Source organism: Pseudomonas parafulva, assembly GCF_000800255.1.
Classification (GTDB): domain Bacteria; phylum Pseudomonadota; class Gammaproteobacteria; order Pseudomonadales; family Pseudomonadaceae; genus Aquipseudomonas; species Aquipseudomonas boreofloridensis.
On the sequence record NZ_CP009747.1, the window covers coordinates 2263409 to 2280053 of the forward strand.

At 60.7% G+C, this 16645-nt stretch carries 16 protein-coding genes and 2 tRNA genes; 5 read left to right on the forward strand and 13 right to left on the reverse strand.

Translation table 11 applies throughout. The features are described from left to right. Nucleotides 1-173: 173 nt before the first annotated feature. The 3 genes from NJ69_RS09565 to NJ69_RS09575 form a co-directional block, all read right to left on the reverse strand. A complete protein-coding gene (locus tag NJ69_RS09565; RefSeq protein ID WP_039578458.1) occupies nucleotides 174-743 on the reverse strand; it encodes an SPOR domain-containing protein in 570 nt (189 codons plus the stop codon). A 161-nt stretch (nucleotides 744-904) separates the two neighbouring features. Beyond that, nucleotides 905-981 (reverse strand) — tRNA-Val (locus tag NJ69_RS09570). Between the two features lie 136 nt (nucleotides 982-1117). Continuing rightward, nucleotides 1118-1194 (reverse strand) — tRNA-Val (locus tag NJ69_RS09575). Nucleotides 1195-1394: 200 nt separating this feature from the next. Here NJ69_RS09575 and NJ69_RS09580 point away from each other — a divergent pair. Then, entirely contained in the window at nucleotides 1395-2678 is a 1284-nt protein-coding gene (locus tag NJ69_RS09580; RefSeq protein ID WP_029612308.1) for an NAD(P)/FAD-dependent oxidoreductase, read from the forward strand. A gap of 66 nt (nucleotides 2679-2744) precedes the next feature. On the opposite strand, the gene NJ69_RS09585 is transcribed toward NJ69_RS09580, so the two are convergent. Further along, complete coding sequence (locus NJ69_RS09585; RefSeq protein WP_039578461.1) at nucleotides 2745-3488, reverse strand: peptidase C39 family protein; 744 nt, start codon at nucleotides 3486-3488, stop codon at nucleotides 2745-2747. Between the two features lie 160 nt (nucleotides 3489-3648). On the opposite strand from NJ69_RS09585, the gene NJ69_RS22915 reads away from it, so the two are divergent. Continuing rightward, nucleotides 3649-3828, forward strand: a complete 180-nt coding sequence (locus NJ69_RS22915) for a hypothetical protein (RefSeq protein WP_080754739.1) — start codon at nucleotides 3649-3651, stop codon at nucleotides 3826-3828. A 42-nt stretch (nucleotides 3829-3870) separates the two neighbouring features. Here the strand turns inward: NJ69_RS22915 and NJ69_RS09590 are convergent, their stop codons facing one another. Together NJ69_RS09590 and NJ69_RS09595 are read right to left on the reverse strand one after the other, a co-directional pair. Next, entirely contained in the window at nucleotides 3871-4623 is a 753-nt protein-coding gene (locus tag NJ69_RS09590; RefSeq protein ID WP_029612310.1) for a TerC family protein, read from the reverse strand. Between the two features lie 15 nt (nucleotides 4624-4638). Beyond that, on the reverse strand, nucleotides 4639-4878 hold the full coding sequence (locus NJ69_RS09595; RefSeq protein WP_029612312.1) for a hypothetical protein: 240 nt from the start codon (nucleotides 4876-4878) through the stop codon (nucleotides 4639-4641). A gap of 131 nt (nucleotides 4879-5009) precedes the next feature. On the opposite strand from NJ69_RS09595, the gene nhaR reads away from it, so the two are divergent. The 3 genes from nhaR (at nucleotide 5010) to NJ69_RS09610 (ending at nucleotide 7922) form a co-directional block, all read left to right on the forward strand. Further along, nucleotides 5010-5903, forward strand: a complete 894-nt coding sequence (nhaR, locus tag NJ69_RS09600; protein WP_039578464.1) for a transcriptional activator NhaR — start codon at nucleotides 5010-5012, stop codon at nucleotides 5901-5903. A gap of 87 nt (nucleotides 5904-5990) precedes the next feature. Beyond that, a complete protein-coding gene (sstT, locus tag NJ69_RS09605; RefSeq protein WP_039578466.1) occupies nucleotides 5991-7202 on the forward strand; it encodes a serine/threonine transporter SstT in 1212 nt (403 codons plus the stop codon). Between the two features lie 72 nt (nucleotides 7203-7274). Then, on the forward strand, nucleotides 7275-7922 hold the full coding sequence (locus NJ69_RS09610) for a YceH family protein (protein ID WP_039578468.1): 648 nt from the start codon (nucleotides 7275-7277) through the stop codon (nucleotides 7920-7922). Between the two features lie 63 nt (nucleotides 7923-7985). Here NJ69_RS09610 and ahpF read toward each other — a convergent pair whose 3' ends face one another. From ahpF to galU, 7 genes are all read right to left on the reverse strand, one after another. Further along, nucleotides 7986-9548 (reverse strand): alkyl hydroperoxide reductase subunit F, encoded by a 1563-nt coding sequence (ahpF, locus tag NJ69_RS09615; protein ID WP_039578470.1) that lies wholly within the window; start codon nucleotides 9546-9548, stop codon nucleotides 7986-7988. 125 nt (nucleotides 9549-9673) lie between these two features. Then, nucleotides 9674-10237 carry an alkyl hydroperoxide reductase subunit C gene (gene ahpC, locus NJ69_RS09620; RefSeq protein WP_029612316.1) on the reverse strand — a complete coding sequence of 188 codons (564 nt, stop codon included), beginning with the start codon at nucleotides 10235-10237 and terminating at the stop codon, nucleotides 9674-9676. Nucleotides 10238-10387: 150 nt separating this feature from the next. Then, on the reverse strand, nucleotides 10388-12805 hold the full coding sequence (locus NJ69_RS09625) for a fimbria/pilus outer membrane usher protein (RefSeq protein ID WP_167335968.1): 2418 nt from the start codon (nucleotides 12803-12805) through the stop codon (nucleotides 10388-10390). A gap of 34 nt (nucleotides 12806-12839) precedes the next feature. Then, nucleotides 12840-13583 carry a fimbrial biogenesis chaperone gene (locus NJ69_RS09630; RefSeq protein ID WP_039578472.1) on the reverse strand — a complete coding sequence of 248 codons (744 nt, stop codon included), beginning with the start codon at nucleotides 13581-13583 and terminating at the stop codon, nucleotides 12840-12842. A 62-nt stretch (nucleotides 13584-13645) separates the two neighbouring features. Next, on the reverse strand, nucleotides 13646-14170 hold the full coding sequence (locus NJ69_RS09635) for a fimbrial protein (RefSeq protein WP_080754741.1): 525 nt from the start codon (nucleotides 14168-14170) through the stop codon (nucleotides 13646-13648). Between the two features lie 168 nt (nucleotides 14171-14338). Continuing rightward, nucleotides 14339-15694 (reverse strand): glutathione-disulfide reductase, encoded by a 1356-nt coding sequence (gorA, locus tag NJ69_RS09640; protein ID WP_039578476.1) that lies wholly within the window; start codon nucleotides 15692-15694, stop codon nucleotides 14339-14341. A gap of 107 nt (nucleotides 15695-15801) precedes the next feature. Continuing rightward, nucleotides 15802-16641 carry a UTP--glucose-1-phosphate uridylyltransferase GalU gene (gene galU, locus NJ69_RS09645; protein WP_039578479.1) on the reverse strand — a complete coding sequence of 280 codons (840 nt, stop codon included), beginning with the start codon at nucleotides 16639-16641 and terminating at the stop codon, nucleotides 15802-15804. Between the last annotated feature and the right edge of the window lie 4 nt (nucleotides 16642-16645).

Consider the following 16645-nt stretch of genomic DNA (forward strand, 5'->3'; position numbering starts at 1 on the left):
GCTCAGCATAGCCCGGCAAATGTCCTTGGACATCAATACCCTGGCCGCGCCAGCGCTGCGGTGCCGGTTCATTGTCACGTTGGACCGGCAACGGGCTCGATTAGTTTTGCACAAAGGAAAGATTGCCCAACCCAGATTACCCGCCAGCCAGCAACCACAGGCCGGCGGACGAATCAGCGCTGAGCACCATGCTGAATTACGATCGAGTCCGTACCAAGCCGAGCCATGACATCGGCCTTGCGCGCATCGGCCTCATCCCTGGAGGGGAACGGCCCCATCAGCACCACCGGCTTGCCCTCTCGATAGTCGACGCGAGAGGGAATACCCTTTTCCAAAAGTCGTGCGGTCATGTCGGTGAGCGCTCCCATGTTAGGTCCTTGCACAACCTCAACGTCCCAGCCTTCCGGCGCCGGCTCACCCGCTAATGCATCAGCGCGGCGCTGCAAGTCGGCACCGCCGCAGACCTCGCGAATGCGCAGGTTGTTGCCGCTATCATCCACCAGTATCTCGTATTGACCGTCATGCTTGATCGCGACGTAACTGCGATAGGGCTCATACTGACCCGCGTCGTCCTTGCCGCGCACCTGACCACAGATCGAGCCTTGAGTGTCGATCCGCACGTTGGCGAACTTGGCGCTCTTGGGGTTGTGCAGATGCTCTGCGACCTGCTTGTGAACACCCTCGACCTCGTTCTCGCAGCCCGCCAGGGCTATTATCGCCATCACCACCGTCAGCTTGCGCACGCATCTATCTCCTGAGTCGAAGGGGCAGGATTCTATCATGCTGGCAGTGAGAGACCGACGCTCGCGCTGTCGCACCCCACAACCTTGATCCTGGGAGGGAGACGCGGGAAAACACGTAAAACGAAAAGGGCGATCCTTTCGGATCGCCCTTTTCGTCGATTTGGTAGGCACAATTGGACTCGAACCAACGACCCCCACCATGTCAAGGTGGTGCTCTAACCAACTGAGCTATGTGCCTGTCGTGTGGTGCGCATATTAGAGCTCGCCTACGCACCTGTAAAGCGTTTTCTTCAAAAAAATCAAAAACTTTGCGACTTCGAGAATCAGCAACATGCAAAAGGGGCGACCCTTGCGGATCGCCCCTTTCGTCGATTTGGTAGGCACAATTGGACTCGAACCAACGACCCCCACCATGTCAAGGTGGTGCTCTAACCAACTGAGCTATGTGCCTGTCGATGAGGGCGCATTCTACGCATCATAAAATTGCTGTCAACTGTTTTTTTCGCGCTAACCTACTGATTATTAAAATATTTGCCCCGCGCAGATGGCATTCCAGGGTGTGAAGGATTTTCAACAGGTGACTAGCGGGTGTTTATTATTATTGATAGCATCGCTCCATGCGTTAAAAATATAAAACACGAGGTTCCCATCATGGCTCACACCCCCTACCCACAGTCTTACTACGCCGCCTCGGCCAACCCGGTGCCGCCACGTCCGGCGCTGCAGGGTGAGGTGGAAACCGATGTGTGCATCATCGGCGCCGGCTACACCGGTCTCTCCAGCGCCCTGTTCCTGCTGGAAAGCGGCTTCAAGGTCACGGTGCTCGAAGCCGCTAAAGTCGGTTTCGGCGCGTCGGGTCGCAACGGTGGCCAGATCGTCAACAGCTACAGCCGCGACATCGATGTCATTGAGCGCACCGTTGGCCCACAGCAGGCCCAGTTGCTTGGCCAGATGGCTTTCGAGGGGGGTCGCATCATCCGTGAGCGAGTCGCCAAGTACAACATCCAGTGCGACCTGAAAGATGGCGGTGTATTTGCCGCGCTGACCAGCAAACAGATGGGCCATCTCGAATCGCAGAAGCGCTTGTGGGAGCGCTTCGGTCACAATCAACTGGAGTTGATGGATCAACGACGCATCCGCGAAGTGGTGGCCTGCGACAACTATGTCGGCGGCATGCTGGACATGAGCGGTGGCCATATCCATCCGCTGAACTTGGCCTTGGGCGAGGCGGCTGCAGTCGAATCACTGGGCGGCGTCATCTATGAACAGAGCCCGGCAGTACGCATCGAGCGCGGCAGCAATCCCCAGGTACACACGCCACAAGGCAAGGTACGCGCCAAGTTCATCATCGTCGCAGGCAATGCGTACCTGGGTAATTTGGTACCGGAGCTGGCAGCCAAGTCCATGCCCTGCGGCACCCAGGTAATCACCACCGAGCCTTTGAGCGAAGAACTGGCCCGCACCTTGCTGCCGCAGGATTACTGCGTCGAAGACTGCAACTACCTGCTCGACTACTACCGCCTGACCGGCGACAAGCGGCTGATCTTCGGCGGTGGCGTGGTGTATGGCGCGCGGGATCCTGCAAACATCGAAGCGATTATCCGTCCAAAAATGCTCAAGGCGTTCCCACAGCTCAAGGACGTAAAAATCGATTACGCCTGGACCGGCAACTTCCTGCTGACGCTGTCGCGCCTGCCGCAGGTGGGCCGTATTGGCGACAACATCTACTACTCCCAAGGTTGTTCAGGTCACGGCGTAACCTACACCCATCTGGCCGGCAAGGTGCTGGCCGAGGCGCTTCGCGGCCAGGCAGAACGCTTCGACGCCTTTGCCGATCTGCCGCACTATCCGTTCCCTGGCGGCCAACTACTGCGCGTCCCGTTCAGTGCCCTGGGCGCCTGGTATTACAGTCTGCGCGACCGCCTGGGGTTCTGAGCGGCGCGATTCTAGAAAGTGAGGGCCGGAGCTCGGCCCTCCTCCAGGCTTGAACATCACCCAGCGCTATTGTCCCAGACTACGCAGCGCCTGTTTAGCGGCAATCTCCTGGCCTTCTCGGGCCAGCTCATCGGCAGCCTTCACCCAACGCTGGCGGGCAACTTCAGCAGGCAACCGGCTGGGTGACTGAACCAACACTGCCCAAGCGCCCTCCTTGACCCAGGCACTCTCGAAAGTATCGAAATCCAGCAGATGGCGCCGGCTCATGCCTGAACGCAACAGCACACGTTGCTTGTAGCGGTCGTAGCCGATCAGCACGGCATAGCGCGGCTCCCCAAACAGCGCAGATCCATCGTGGTAGCGCAGCAGCACGGGATTGCCCGCAGCAACCTGAGTCAACAAGGCATCTAGACGCTTGTCCAGCGGATACACCACCCTTCCATATTCGCGCGCTACTCGCGCAATCGCGGCTTCCAATGACGCCGCACGCTCTGGCATGCCCAGCGCATTGTCCAGCAGACCCGGGGTGATGGGCGCGCCTTGTTGCGACAGCAAGGCGGCCAAGGCCATGGCGCTGCTGTAATTGGCGTTACCGCGATAGAACGGCACGCTGCTGATCTCCACGCGCTGGGGCAGTCGGTCGAGCGCGGCCGGCGCAGTCGAAGCGCAACCGGTGAGATTCGCGGTCAACAGCAAGGCCACCAGCCACTTATACCGACCACCGCTCAAGGACTTGAGAAAATCGTGCGACATGAACACTCGCTTGTATCGACGCCTGGCTGACAGTGCCAGGCACTGGAGGCTGATCATAGGCGCCTGGGGGGTTCGGGTACAGCCCGGGGCGGGCGTGAAGCCAAATCCCCCTGACGGCTAGACCTAAGGTCAATGGAACGTCATGCGCGCAGCGCTACACTAAAGAAGTGTCTGGAGGGTCGAGCCGAAAGCTGGCCCGAGAGAAGGAGGCACGTCCATGAGCCTGACAATGGCAATTATCACGTTGATCGCAATGTGGCTAAGCGTGGCAGCGGCCATGCTATGGGGGGTACTGCGCATCGCACGTCGCCATGCCCGTCTATACCACAACCCAACCGCCAATTCGCCCAAGCCACAATCGCCTGGCCGCGCACGACGGCATGCGGGGGCACATTGATCTGACAGGAAAAGGGGCTGTCGCCAGCCCCCTGTTTCCTACTCAGGCGTCCATCTGCTCACGCCGAATGCGCGCGCGTCTCACCATGATGTTAAGCACCTCAATGGCGGTCGAGAACGCCATCGCCGCGTACACGTAGCCCTTGGGTACGTGGGCACCGAAACCTTCGGCAATCAGGGTCATACCGATCATGATCAGGAAACCCAGGGCCAGCATCACGACCGTGGGGTTGTCGTTGATGAACTTGGCCAGAGGATCAGCAGCGACCAGCATCACGATCACCGCGCTGATTACGGCGATGATCATAATCGGCAGGTGCTCGGTCATGCCCACGGCTGTAATGATGCTATCGACCGAGAAGACGATGTCGAGCAATAGGATCTGACCGATTGCGGCAGCGAAGCCCAGGGTCACGGTATTGCCACCCTTCGAGGTTTCTTTCGCACCGCGTGGGTCTACACTTTCGTGAATCTCTTTAGTCGCCTTCCATAACAGGAACAAGCCACCTGCGATCAGGATCATGTCTTTCCAGGAGAATGCGTGCCCCAACACTTCGATAACCGGCTCGGTAAGCTGGACGATCCAAGCCACCGTCGACAACAGCGCCAAGCGCATGATCAACGCCATGCTGATACCGATACGCCGCGCTTTTGAGCGATAGGCCTCAGGCAGCTTATTGGTGAGGATGGAAATGAAAATCAGGTTATCGATGCCGAGCACGATTTCCATTGCCACCAGCGTAGCCAAGGCCACCCAAGCCGTCGGGCTCGCGGCAAGTTCCAACAAGTATTCCATTTAGTGCCTCTTCGCTCAGATGTCTTGGGTATCGTGCTTGTCTTGATGGTTTTCCGGCTTGGGCGGTTTTCCACCCAAGGTGTCGTTCAGCGCTTGCTGAGCCGTTTCGTGCGTTTTGTCGATCGCCTGTCTGGCCGACTCCGCGGCCTGATCGAGCACGCGTTGCGCAGACTGTTCGGCCTGATCGCAGCCTGCCGTAGCCAGCAGCACCAGGGCCAGTACCAAAGGCGTACCAATGGATTTCAGTTGTAGCATGGTGTCCTCACTTGTCGATGTCCCGCGACGCAGCCGCGTCTATAGCCAGGCATTCTATGCAGGGCAACACTTCAGGAAAATTCGTATTTTTACCGGGTATACTTCGGTTTTTACGAAAGCTCAGACATCCCATGCTTAATTATCGACAGCTCCACTACTTCTGGGTCGTGGCCAGGACTGGCAGCATTACCCGTGCCAGCGAGCAATTGAATCTGACCCCGCAAACCATCAGCGGTCAGATCAGCCTATTCGAGCAAACCTATGATCTGCAGTTGTTCCAGCGTGTCGGTCGTCAATTGGAACTGACTGAAACCGGCCGCCAGACGCTGGCCTACGCCGAGCAGATGTTCCAGATTGGCAGCGAACTGGAAACCTTACTGCGCGCCGGCCCCGAGGAGCAGATCCTGTTTCGTGTCGGCGTGGCGGACGTGGTACCCAAGTCGATCGTCTATCGGCTCTTGGCACCGACCATGGCGGCAGATGAAACACTGCGCATCAATTGCCGCGAAGACAAACTCGAGCGGCTGCTGGCCGACCTTGCCATCCAGCGCTTGGACCTGGTGATCTCTGACAGCCCCATGCCAAGTCATCTGGACATCAAGGGCTACAGCCAGAAACTCGGAGAGTGCGGCCTGAGCTTCTTTGCCACGCACGCGCTCGCCGCACGCCTGACACCATCGTTTCCAGACTGCCTTCACGATTCGCCGTTTCTCATTCCGGGCCAGGAGACGGTCGTACGCAGCCGCTTGTTGCGCTGGCTCGCCGAACAGCAGGTACAACCGCGTATCGTCGGAGAGTTCGACGACAGCGCCTTGATGCAAGCCTTCGGTCAGTCTGGCAGCGGCATCTTCGTGGCGCCCAGCGTGATTGCCGACGAGGTCTGTCGTCAGTACGCCGTGCAACTGATCGGCCAGACTGACGCCGTGCAGGAATCGTTCTATGCGATCTCGGTAGAGCGCAAGGTCAAGCATCCAGGCATCGTCGCCATTACCGAGGGCGCGCGGCGAGACCTGTTCAACGGCTGAGCGGATGAGCAACGCGTTCCGTCAGTCTCGCCCTACTGCGGCTGTGCTACAGTCCACGGTTTGTCCGAATCTGGAACCGCGCGGCACATGATCCCCATTTTTCGTCTCCTGAACCGCACCAGCCTGGTGATGCAAATCCTTGTCGGCTTGGTAGCCGGTATCGCCCTGGCCTTGATAGCGCCCAGTCTGGCTCGCGATCTGGCGTTCCTGGGCAAGGTGTTCGTGACGGCGCTCAAGGCGGTTGCGCCGATTCTCGTGTTTGTCCTGGTCATTGCCTCCATCGCCAATCATCAGCAAGGACAACAGACCCATATCCGACCCATCCTCTGGCTGTACCTGCTGAGCACTTTCGGTGCTGCCGTCGTTGCCGTGGTGGCAAGCATGGCGTTTCCCTCGTCGTTACTGCTGAGCACGCACGAGGCCACACTGGCGGCGCCCGGGGGCATAACGGAAGTGCTGCAAGGACTGCTGTTAAGCGCTGTCGACAATCCGGTGAGCGCCTTGGTGAATGCCAACTTCATCGGCATCCTGACCTGGGCCATCGGCTTGGGCGTGGTGTTGCGCAAAGCGGGCAAGGCCACACGGGGCGTGATCGACGATGTGTCCAACGGCGTTACCGAGTTGGTGCGTCTGGTGATCCGCTTCGCGCCGCTGGGTATTTTCGGTTTGGTCACCGCGACCTTGGCCGAGGCTGGGCTGGGTGCGCTGCTCGGTTACCTGCACCTGCTGGGCGTGCTCATCGGTTGCATGCTGTTCGTGGTGCTGGTGATGAACCCGTTGATCGTCTGGTGGCAGATCCGCCGCAACCCTTACCCACTGACCCTGCTTTGCCTGCGCGAAAGCGGTATCACGGCGTTCTTCACCCGCAGTTCGGCGGCGAACATTCCGGTCAACCTGGCATTGTCGCAGCGCCTGGGCCTGCATGAAGACACCTACTCCGTGTCGATTCCCCTGGGCGCAACCATCAACATGGCGGGCGCAGCCATCACTATCACCGTATTGACGCTTGCGGCAGTCCATACGCTTGGTATTGGCGTGGATCTGCCCACCGCCGTGCTACTCAGCGTAGTGGCCGCCATCTGCGCTTGTGGGGCATCGGGCGTGGCTGGTGGTTCGCTACTATTGATTCCGCTGGCCTGCAGCTTGTTCGGCATCCCCAGCGAAATTGCCATGCAGGTTGTAGCCGTCGGTTTCATCATTGGCGTCCTGCAGGACTCGGCGGAAACCGCGCTCAACTCGTCCACTGACGTACTCTTCACCGCCGCCGCCTGCGAAGCCATGGAGCGACGGGCAGCCTGAGCGTATCCAGCAATTGCCTGCGTGAGGAACAGGCCCTAGGCTAGTGGCCTTTCCTAGCGACGAGGCAGGGCCATGTCAGAACATGAAAGCACAGGCGAAGGCCGCTTCAACGGCATCGAGATCCGTATCCTCGGCTCGCTGATCGAGAAGCAGGCCACCAGCCCTGAGAGCTACCCGCTGACGCTCAACGCGTTGGTCCTGGCCTGCAACCAGAAGACCAGCCGCGAGCCGGTGATGAGCCTGTCTACCGGCCAAGTGGGCCAGGCCCTGCGGGCACTCGAAGGGCAAGGCATGACTCGCCTGCAGATGGGCAGCCGGGCAGACCGCTGGGAGCACCGGGTGGACAAGGCCCTGGAACTGGTTCCGGCCCAGCAGGTGCTGATGGGGCTGATGTTTCTGCGCGGACCGCAAACCGCCAACGAGCTGCTGACCCGCAGCAGTCGGCTTCATGACTTCGAAGAGCTTGAGCAGGTTCAGCATCAACTGGAGCGCTTGGTGTCACGCGGTCTGGCATTGCATCTACCACGCCAGGCAGGACAACGCGAGGACCGTTACACCCATGCCTTGGGCGATCCTGCGGAGGTGGACGCGATTCTCGCAGTACGCCAGCAGGACAGTGGAATGCGCGGCACTCCTGCGGCCGCAACCGAAGAACGTATAGACGCACTGGAAGCCCGAATTGCCGAACTGGAAGCGCGCCTGGCGCTGCTCGAAGGCTGAAACGACTGACCCGCCCTTAGCGGTTGCGAGGGCGGGTCGGTCCGGCAGGAGGAGGCGGCGGCCTTACGCCGGTGCGGACGTACGAATCAGGTGATCGAAAGCAGCCAGCGAGGCCTTGGCGCCCTCGCCCACGGCAATGACGATCTGCTTGTACGGCACGGTGGTCACATCACCGGCTGCAAATACGCCAGGGATGCTGGTCTGCCCTTTCGCATCGACAATGATCTCGCCACGCGGCGACAGCTCGACGGTCCCTCTGAGCCAATCGGTGTTCGGCAGCAGACCGATCTGTACAAAGATGCCTTCCAGCGCTAGCTCGTGGACCAGCTCGGTGGTGCGATCCTTGTAGCGCAACCCCGTGACTTTCTCACCGTTGCCCAGCACCTCGGTGGTCAGCGCGCTGGTGATGACCTTGACGTTTGGCAGACTGTGCAACTTGCGCTGCAACACAGCGTCGGCGCGCAATTGGCTGTCGAATTCGATCAGCGTCACCTGGGCGACGATACCGGCCAGGTCGATGGCCGCCTCCACACCCGAGTTGCCACCACCAATGACCGCCACACGCTTGCCCTTGAACAACGGGCCGTCGCAGTGCGGGCAGTAAGCCACACCACGGGCTCGGTACTCCTGCTCGCCCGGCACATTCATCTCACGCCAGCGTGCGCCAGTGGCCAGAATCACCGTCTTGGCCTTGAGCGAGGCACCGCTGGCCAGACGCACCTCGTGCAGCCCACCCTCACTGGCAGGAATCAGCGCGTCGCCACGCTGCAGGTTCATGATGTCGACGTCGTATTGCTTGACGTGTTCTTCCAGTGCAGTGGCCAGTTTTGGCCCTTCGGTTTCCTGAACGGAAATGAAGTTCTCGATCGCCAAGGTGTCGAGGACCTGACCGCCGAAGCGCTCTGCAGCCACGCCGGTGCGAATACCTTTACGCGCGGCGTAGATGGCTGCGGCCGCGCCGGCAGGACCACCACCGACCACCAATACATCGAAAGCATCTTTAGCGTTGATTTTCTCGGCCTGACGACTACCGGCATTGGTGTCGATCTTGCCAAGGATTTCCTCCAGGCCCATACGACCCTGGCCGAACACCTCACCGTTGAGGTAGACGCTGGGCACTGCCATGATCTTGCGCGATTCGACTTCGCCCTGGAACAGCGCACCGTCGATGGCGACGTGGCGGATGTTGGGATTGAGCACCGCCATCAAGTTCAGCGCCTGGACCACATCCGGGCAGTTCTGGCACGACAACGAGAAGTAGGTTTCAAAGGTGAAATCGCCCTCCAGCGCCTTGATCTGTTCGATCACTTCGGCACTGGCCTTGGAGGGGTGGCCGCCAACTTGCAGCAGCGCCAGCACCAGGGAGGTGAATTCGTGACCCATCGGGATGCCGGCGAAGCGCAGGCTGATATCGCCCCCTGGGCGGTTGAGCGAGAACGAAGGGCGACGAGCATCGCTGCCGTCCTCGCGCAGAGTGATGAGGTTCGACAGGCCGGCGATTTCAACCAGCAGGTCGTGCATTTCTCGGGATTTCGCCCCGTCGTCGAGGGAGGCAACGATCTCGATCGGCTGGGTGACCCGCTCCAGGTAGGTTTTCAGTTGCGATTTAAGCGTGGCGTCCAACATACGGGCGATTCCTTTTTTCAAAACTCGGATACAAAAACGCCCAGGCGAACTCGCCCGGGCGTTTGACGGGGCAGTGAAGCGTTCAGCGTTGGCGGCTGCTCACCGCCCGCAGTCGGCGCATGACCTTAGATCTTGCCGACCAGGTCCAGCGAAGGTGCCAGGGTGGCCTCGCCTTCTTTCCACTTGGCCGGGCAGACTTCGCCTGGGTGAGCGGCTACGTACTGGGCAGCCTTGACCTTGCGCAGCAGCTCGGTCGCATCGCGACCAACGCCGCCATCGTTCAGCTCGACGATTTTGATCTGGCCTTCCGGGTTGATGACGAAAGTACCGCGATCTGCCAGACCGGCTTCTTCGATCAGCACATCGAAGTTGCGCGAGATGAGGTGGGTCGGGTCACCGATCAGCGGATACTGGATCTTGCCGATGGTGTCCGAAGTGTCGTGCCAGGCCTTGTGGGTGAAGTGGGTGTCGGTGGATACGCCGTAGATTTCCACGCCCAGCTTCTGGAACTCGGCGTAGTTGTCGGCGAGGTCACCCAGTTCGGTTGGGCAGACAAAGGTGAAGTCGGCTGGGTAGAAGAATACGACGGACCATTTGCCCTTGAGGTCGGCTTCGCTGACCTGCACGAACTCGCCCTTGTGGTAGGCAGTGGCGTTGAACGGCTTGACCTGGCTGTTGATGATTGGCATGGAAACGCTCCTTCGAGGGTTGATTAACTGGGGTGTGTAACGTTCGATGGGGTTAATCCTATCCAATGGTCTGAGCGATAGCTCATTGGCAAAGCTCATATTGATGATTGGTTTTGGCTATAAGCTGTCGATTCGATAGCGTGATCCTGACTATGAATCGGCCTGAACGGCGACACAGTGGGCATCACTTCCATCGCTCACTTCCAGCCAGCAAGATTCTTCGGCGCCAGTGCCCCAAGAAACCCAGACCCGCCCCTGCTCGTCCGGCAAGCGAATATGCAGTCGGCTGCCCTGCCCAACCAGGCCCACTTCCACACCCTCTGCATCGAATACCTGAGCCCCGAATGGCAACACGTTGCCATGCCCGTCGCGAGCCTCCAGCACACGCAAACGGCCACTGCGCGTCGGGTAGCTCAGCAAGGTCGCGGCGCCCGAGCGGGGAATGACCGACTGGCCGCTGACCTGCAACTCGACGTCCCGAGACATGCCTTGGGGGTCGAGCTCGACGGTGTTGACGCTATAGGGACTCAATGACGGCACCACCGCAAAGCCTCGGGCGTCGAGCCGTACACTGGGATGCTGCTGAATAGCCGCAGCATGAGCATGGGGGGCATGAACGATCGCGAAGCTTTCACCCAACGACTGCGACAGCATCACACCACCCGCATGGCCCACCACGGCGCCACGCGCACCCAGCGCTAGCTGCCGCGACCCCGGGTGTTGCGCCAATGCCGCCGTCCACTCTCCAGCCGAACTGCGGTGCAGCAGGTTGGCATCCAGGCCCGCCCCACCTCCAGCACCTGCCTGTTGCATAGCGGACAGTCCATAGCCCCACTGCCCCGCCTCCCCGGCAGTGGCACTCCAGCGCAGGTTGGTGGACCCTCGACCCTCGGAGTCCCGATTCAAGCTGCTGCTCAGCGAACCTCGCCGCTGCTCGCCAAGCGGCAGGCTCATCGTCAGCCTCAGCGCATTCGATTGGCCGCCGATACCCCGGTACTCGCGCGCGAGCGTCAGACCGTAGGAGAGCGATCCCAGATGATGGTGATAACCCACGCTGTACTCGCTGTTGCTCGCAGTATCCGCCCAGCGCTCACCGCCGCTGGCGCTCAGGCTCAGGCGCCCCCCACCGGACAGGCGCTGATGAATGCCCAGCGCTGCACGCCATCGCTGGCTCATGCCTGGACGGCCGGAGCCAGCAGCCCGCGCGAATTCGTTGAAAGTGGAGTAATGCGCGTTATGGCGCTGGGTAAGGCTGGCACTCAGGTCCGTGGCAGTCGGCGCGATGCGCTGGCGCCAGTTCAGGCGTAGCGCTTGCCCCTGGACTGGGCGGCGACGCGCTGCAGCACTGCGCGCGTGATAGCCGGTCAAACCAACGGCACCGACAGGGCTGTTGATCGCGGCGCCCAATGCGCCGGCCTGATAGCCTTCAGCTATCCAGGCACCGCCATGCACGCTGAAAACGTTGTTCAGGCCCTGCTGCCAACTGCCTTGAACATGACCCGGGCCAGTACGCCCCACATCGTCGCGCCATACACCTGCACTGAAATCCAGACGGCTGGCGCCTTCACGCAACGCCAGTGGCGCGGCTTGATAGGGCACGGTGAATCGTCGCACGCTGCCGTCAGATTCGCGCAGGGTTACCTCGAGGTCGTCGTTGAGGCCACTGGCAGGTAGGTCGTCCACCTCGAAAGGCCCTGGGGGGACCGTCGTTTCGTGCAGCAGTGCGCCCCGCTGACGGATGCTCAGCAGCGCCGTGCTGTTGGCCACACCCCGTACCACTGGAGCGAAACCGCGCTGCGACCTGGGCAGCATGCGCTCATCGCTGGAAAGACTCACGCCACGCAGGGGGCTACTGTCGAAGACCTCCCCTGCCGCGTAACTGTCGCCCAGCGTAACCTGAGCCCCCCACGTCGGTATGTCGTGCCGCACCGACGTCGCCCCCGCGCGGTAGTGCGCCGCGCCACCCGCGCTCGCACGGGCACTGCCCTCGTGACGCCAGTACCAGGATCCCGTATTCAAACCGAGGTGCAGGCCAAGGTAGCCTTGTCGGCTGCGCTGGCCATGGCGAAGGTCGTGCTGTTCGTGGACATTGAATCGATAGTCGACAAAGCCCGCGGTCACACCCGGGTCCCAGGTTTCCACCGGCAGGTGATCCTGGGGCTGGCGTCGCAAAGCCGACTGAGCGATATCCAGGCTCAACCGCAGGGCGCCAAAATCCAGGTCTTCACTGGCGAGCAGCATGAGCGAAGACAGCGCCACGCAACTGCCCGCCTGCGCCAACGCCTTGAGCGGGCGAGGCGCCAGCTGGGTCATGTCCAGCCCCAGGCTGTCGAGTAGCGCCTGGTCGTAACACGGCACGGCCTGGCCTGACGGATCGAAGACCCTCAGGGAAATCGCGCGACGCCCGACCCATTGTTGATTGAGCAAGACGTCCAGGGTGTAGTCGCCTTCGGGCACCCCAGCGCTGATCTGATAGCGGCTCACATCCAGGGTGCTGCCACCGCGCAGAAGCCCCGCGTCGAATTCCACCGCAGCACCGAGTTCGGCCACCATGCCTGTGACACTCAAAAACCAGCGCCATCTGCCTGCTATCCAGGCGCGTCTAACCTTCATGGCCGCGCTGCAGCGCTGCAGAGGCAGGTCGCGCAGCACCGAAGTCGTCCAGGTATTCGTAGCGGACCTCAGTGATCGAGGCCGGACGCTGCGGTTGTTGAGACAGAACGAAGCGCGCCTTGCCATAGGGCGGGACGTGCCCTGCTAGAGCCGCCTGAACAGCGTTCGCGTCGGCAGCTTCCAGTTTGCCAAGATTGACATGGTAGGGCGTAGGATTGTTCGCCTGCAGCGCCCAACCCTCTGTGCTGCGGACCAAGTTCCAGGTCACCTGTTCATGGGCCTCTGCAGGCTTGCCAGACAAGCCCTGCGGCCGATAAAACAACTTGATACGGCTGCGCAGGGAGATCTGCAGGCTATTGGTGCCGCCGCCTTTGGGCGGGACGTCGAGCACATTGAGCCAGTACAGGCTCTCGCGGTCGTGCGGCATCTCTCGGCCATCGTGGAAAATCCTGAGACTCTGCTGCTTGGCCGGATCCAGACGAAACAGCGCCGGCGCCAGGCTGAACGGGCCCTGCAACTCACCCTGCGCATCCTCCGACCCACCTTCGTCGACCCACGCTTGTACCAGTGACGGCTGGCGCCCTTCATTACTCACCCTGACGGTGACCTCAGGCGCCCCGGCCGTAAAGATGACGCGGGTGGTAGCGATCACTACGCTGGCGCTAGCCTGCACACTGGCGAGACACGCAACCAGAAGCGCCACCCGCACGAGAACGCTGCGTGAAAACGTCATGACTTAAAACTCGATGTCGGAAAACGGGACGTCCCACAAGTGGACGGTCCCGCAGGAGGGTCTTAGAGGTAGTCCAGCGAGTAGCGAACGCGGGAGCTGACAGCCCCCGGCGTCGTATTGCCAGTCGAGTAATACTGGACGAAGTAGCTCAAGGTCGCGTTTCCGTCCACGATGTCGACGACCTGGGAATTCTGATTGCCCTTGACCGCCGCCAAGTCCATCACACCCTTACTGCTGTTGAGCAACTGCAGTTCGACGTTGCTGCTACCGCCAGCATCGACGATCAACCGCCCCTGATCACTGATGCCCGGACCCGGCTCGAAATAGGTCGACACCCTGCCCAGATGGCTGCAGCCGCTCAGTTGCAGTGCGAATGCCGTCTGCCCCTCGACATCCCCTGGGCGGACCAGCTTGGCAGCGTTGACGTCTGGCAGGGTAACCGGCAGGTTGCCATTGCCGCCGTTGACGGTACAGGTTGGCGCCAACACCCGTCCGTGAAAGCTGATTTCGCCATGGTCGGCGTGGGCGCTCCCCATTACCAGCAGCGAACCGCAGAGCCCCATCACACTTTGAGTCAACCTATTCATGTGTTCTTCCTGAAAAGAACGGCGAGGCTTATGCCGAGCCGGCGCCTGATGCGACGCCGCCACAGTATCGGCAAGAACAGATAGAGGCTCTGTCAGTGATAGGAAGGAAATCCTCTGGAGACCACCATGCCAGCCGTAGGATTCAATGCCTCCGGCTGACAGATGTGCTTACCGTATTGCAGTGCGCATGGTCACGAACTCTTCGGCGGCCGTGGGGTGCACACCAATGGTTTCGTCGAACTGCTGCTTGGTGGCCCCTGCCTTGAGCGCGACACCCAGCCCCTGGATGATCTCGCCCGCATCAGGACCGACCATGTGGCAACCCAGGACCTTGTCGGTATCGGCATCCACCACCAACTTCATCAGGGTCTTTTCCTGCACATCGGTGAGCGTCAGCTTCATGGCGCGGAAGCGGCTTTCGAAGATCTGCACCTTGTGCCCCGCTTGCAGCGCTTGTTCTTCGGTCAGCCCCACGGTACCGATCGGTGGTTGGCTGAACACGGCCGTTGGAATGTTCTGGTAATCCACCGCACGGTATTGCTCAGGCTTGAACAGATGACGCGCCACGGCCATGCCTTCTGCCAGGGCGACCGGCGTGAGCTGCACGCGACCGATCACATCGCCCAGCGCGAAAATCGAAGCCTCGGTGGTACGGTAGTGATCGTCGACGCGTATGTAACCGCGCTCGTCCAGCTCCACGCCGGTCGTTTCCAGTCCGAGGTCATCGAGCATCGGACGCCTCCCGGTGGCGTAGAAGATGCAGTCGGCGATCCGATCACTGCCATCCTTGAGCGTCGCCTTGAGGCTGCCGTCGGCCTGCTGGTCGATGCGTTGGATGTCCGTATTGAATTGCAGGTCCATGCCACGCTTCTCCAGTTCCTCCTTCAGATGGGTGCGAACCGACCCATCGAAGCCGCGCAGGAACAGGTCGCCCCGATACAACAAGGAAGTGTCGGCGCCCAGGCCCTGGAAGATGCCGGCGAACTCCACCGCGATATAGCCCCCACCGACCACCAGCACCCGACGCGGCAGTTCCTTGAGGTAAAACGCCTCGTTGGAGGTAATCGCCAGTTCCTTGCCAGGAATATCCGGCACGTGCGGCCAACCACCGGTGGCGATGAGGATGTTCGCGGCACTGTAGCGTTTGCCATCGACCTCCACCTCATGGGCACCGGTAATGCGCGCATGCCCCTGCAGCAACGTGACGCCGCTATTGACCAGCAGATTGCGGTAGATGCCGTTGAGCCGCTCGATTTCACGGTTCTTGTTGGCGATCAACGTGCCCCAGTCGAAATGCCCTTCTTCGAGGGTCCAGCCATAGCCGGACGCCTGCTCCATTTCATCGGCGACATGGGCGCCGTACACCAGCAATTTCTTCGGCACACAACCGACATTGACGCAGGTGCCGCCCAGGTACCGGCTCTCGGCCACCGCCACCTTGGCGCCAAAACCTGCAGCGAAACGCGCAGCGCGCACGCCACCGGAACCGGCACCAATCACGAACAGATCAAAATCGTAGGCCACTTTCCGTACTCCATGAAAAAAGCTGCAAGTTTCAAGCGGCAAGCTGCAAGAAAAGGCAGCTCGGCTTGCAACTTGCAGCTCGTGACTTACAGCTTATAGCTTATTGCTCAGTAAGCCTTGCCGGTCTTGTAGTAGTGCTCGAAGCAGTAGTTGGTGGCGTCGATGTAGCCTTCGGCGCCGCCGCAGTCGAAGCGCTGACCCTTGAACTTGTAGGCGATGACGCAACCGGAGCGTGCCTGCTCCATCAGCGCGTCGGTGATCTGGATCTCACCGCCTTTGCCAGGCTCGGTGTTGGCGATGATGTCGAAGATGTCCGGCGTGAGAATGTAGCGACCGATGATCGCCAGGTTGGATGGCGCGTCTTCGGGCTTGGGCTTCTCGACCATGTTGGTCACGCGGAAGATGTCGTCGCGGATCATGTCACCCGCGATCACGCCATACTTGTTGGTTTCCTGCGGATCGACTTCCTGGATGGCCACGATCGAGCAGCGGAACTGGTTGTACAGCTTGACCATCTGGGTCAGCACGCCATCGCCTGTGGGGTTGACGCACAGGTCATCGGCCAGCACAACGGCGAAAGGTTCGTCGCCGATCAGCGGGCGACCGGTGAGAATGGCATGGCCCAGGCCTTTCATTTCGGTCTGGCGGGTGTAGGAGAACGAGCACTCGTCCAGCAGACGACGGATGCCGACCAGGTACTTCTCCTTGTCGGTACCCTTGATCTGGTTTTCCAGCTCATAGCTGATGTCGAAGTGGTCTTCCAAGGCACGCTTGCCGCGGCCGGTGACGATCGAAATCTCGTTCAGGCCGGCGTCCAGCGCCTCCTCCACGCCGTACTGGATCAGTGGCTTGTTGACCACCGGCAGCATTTCCTTGGGCATGGCTTTGGTAGCAGGCAGGAAGCGAGTGCCGTAACCGGCTGCCGGGAACAAGCATTTTTTGATCATAAAC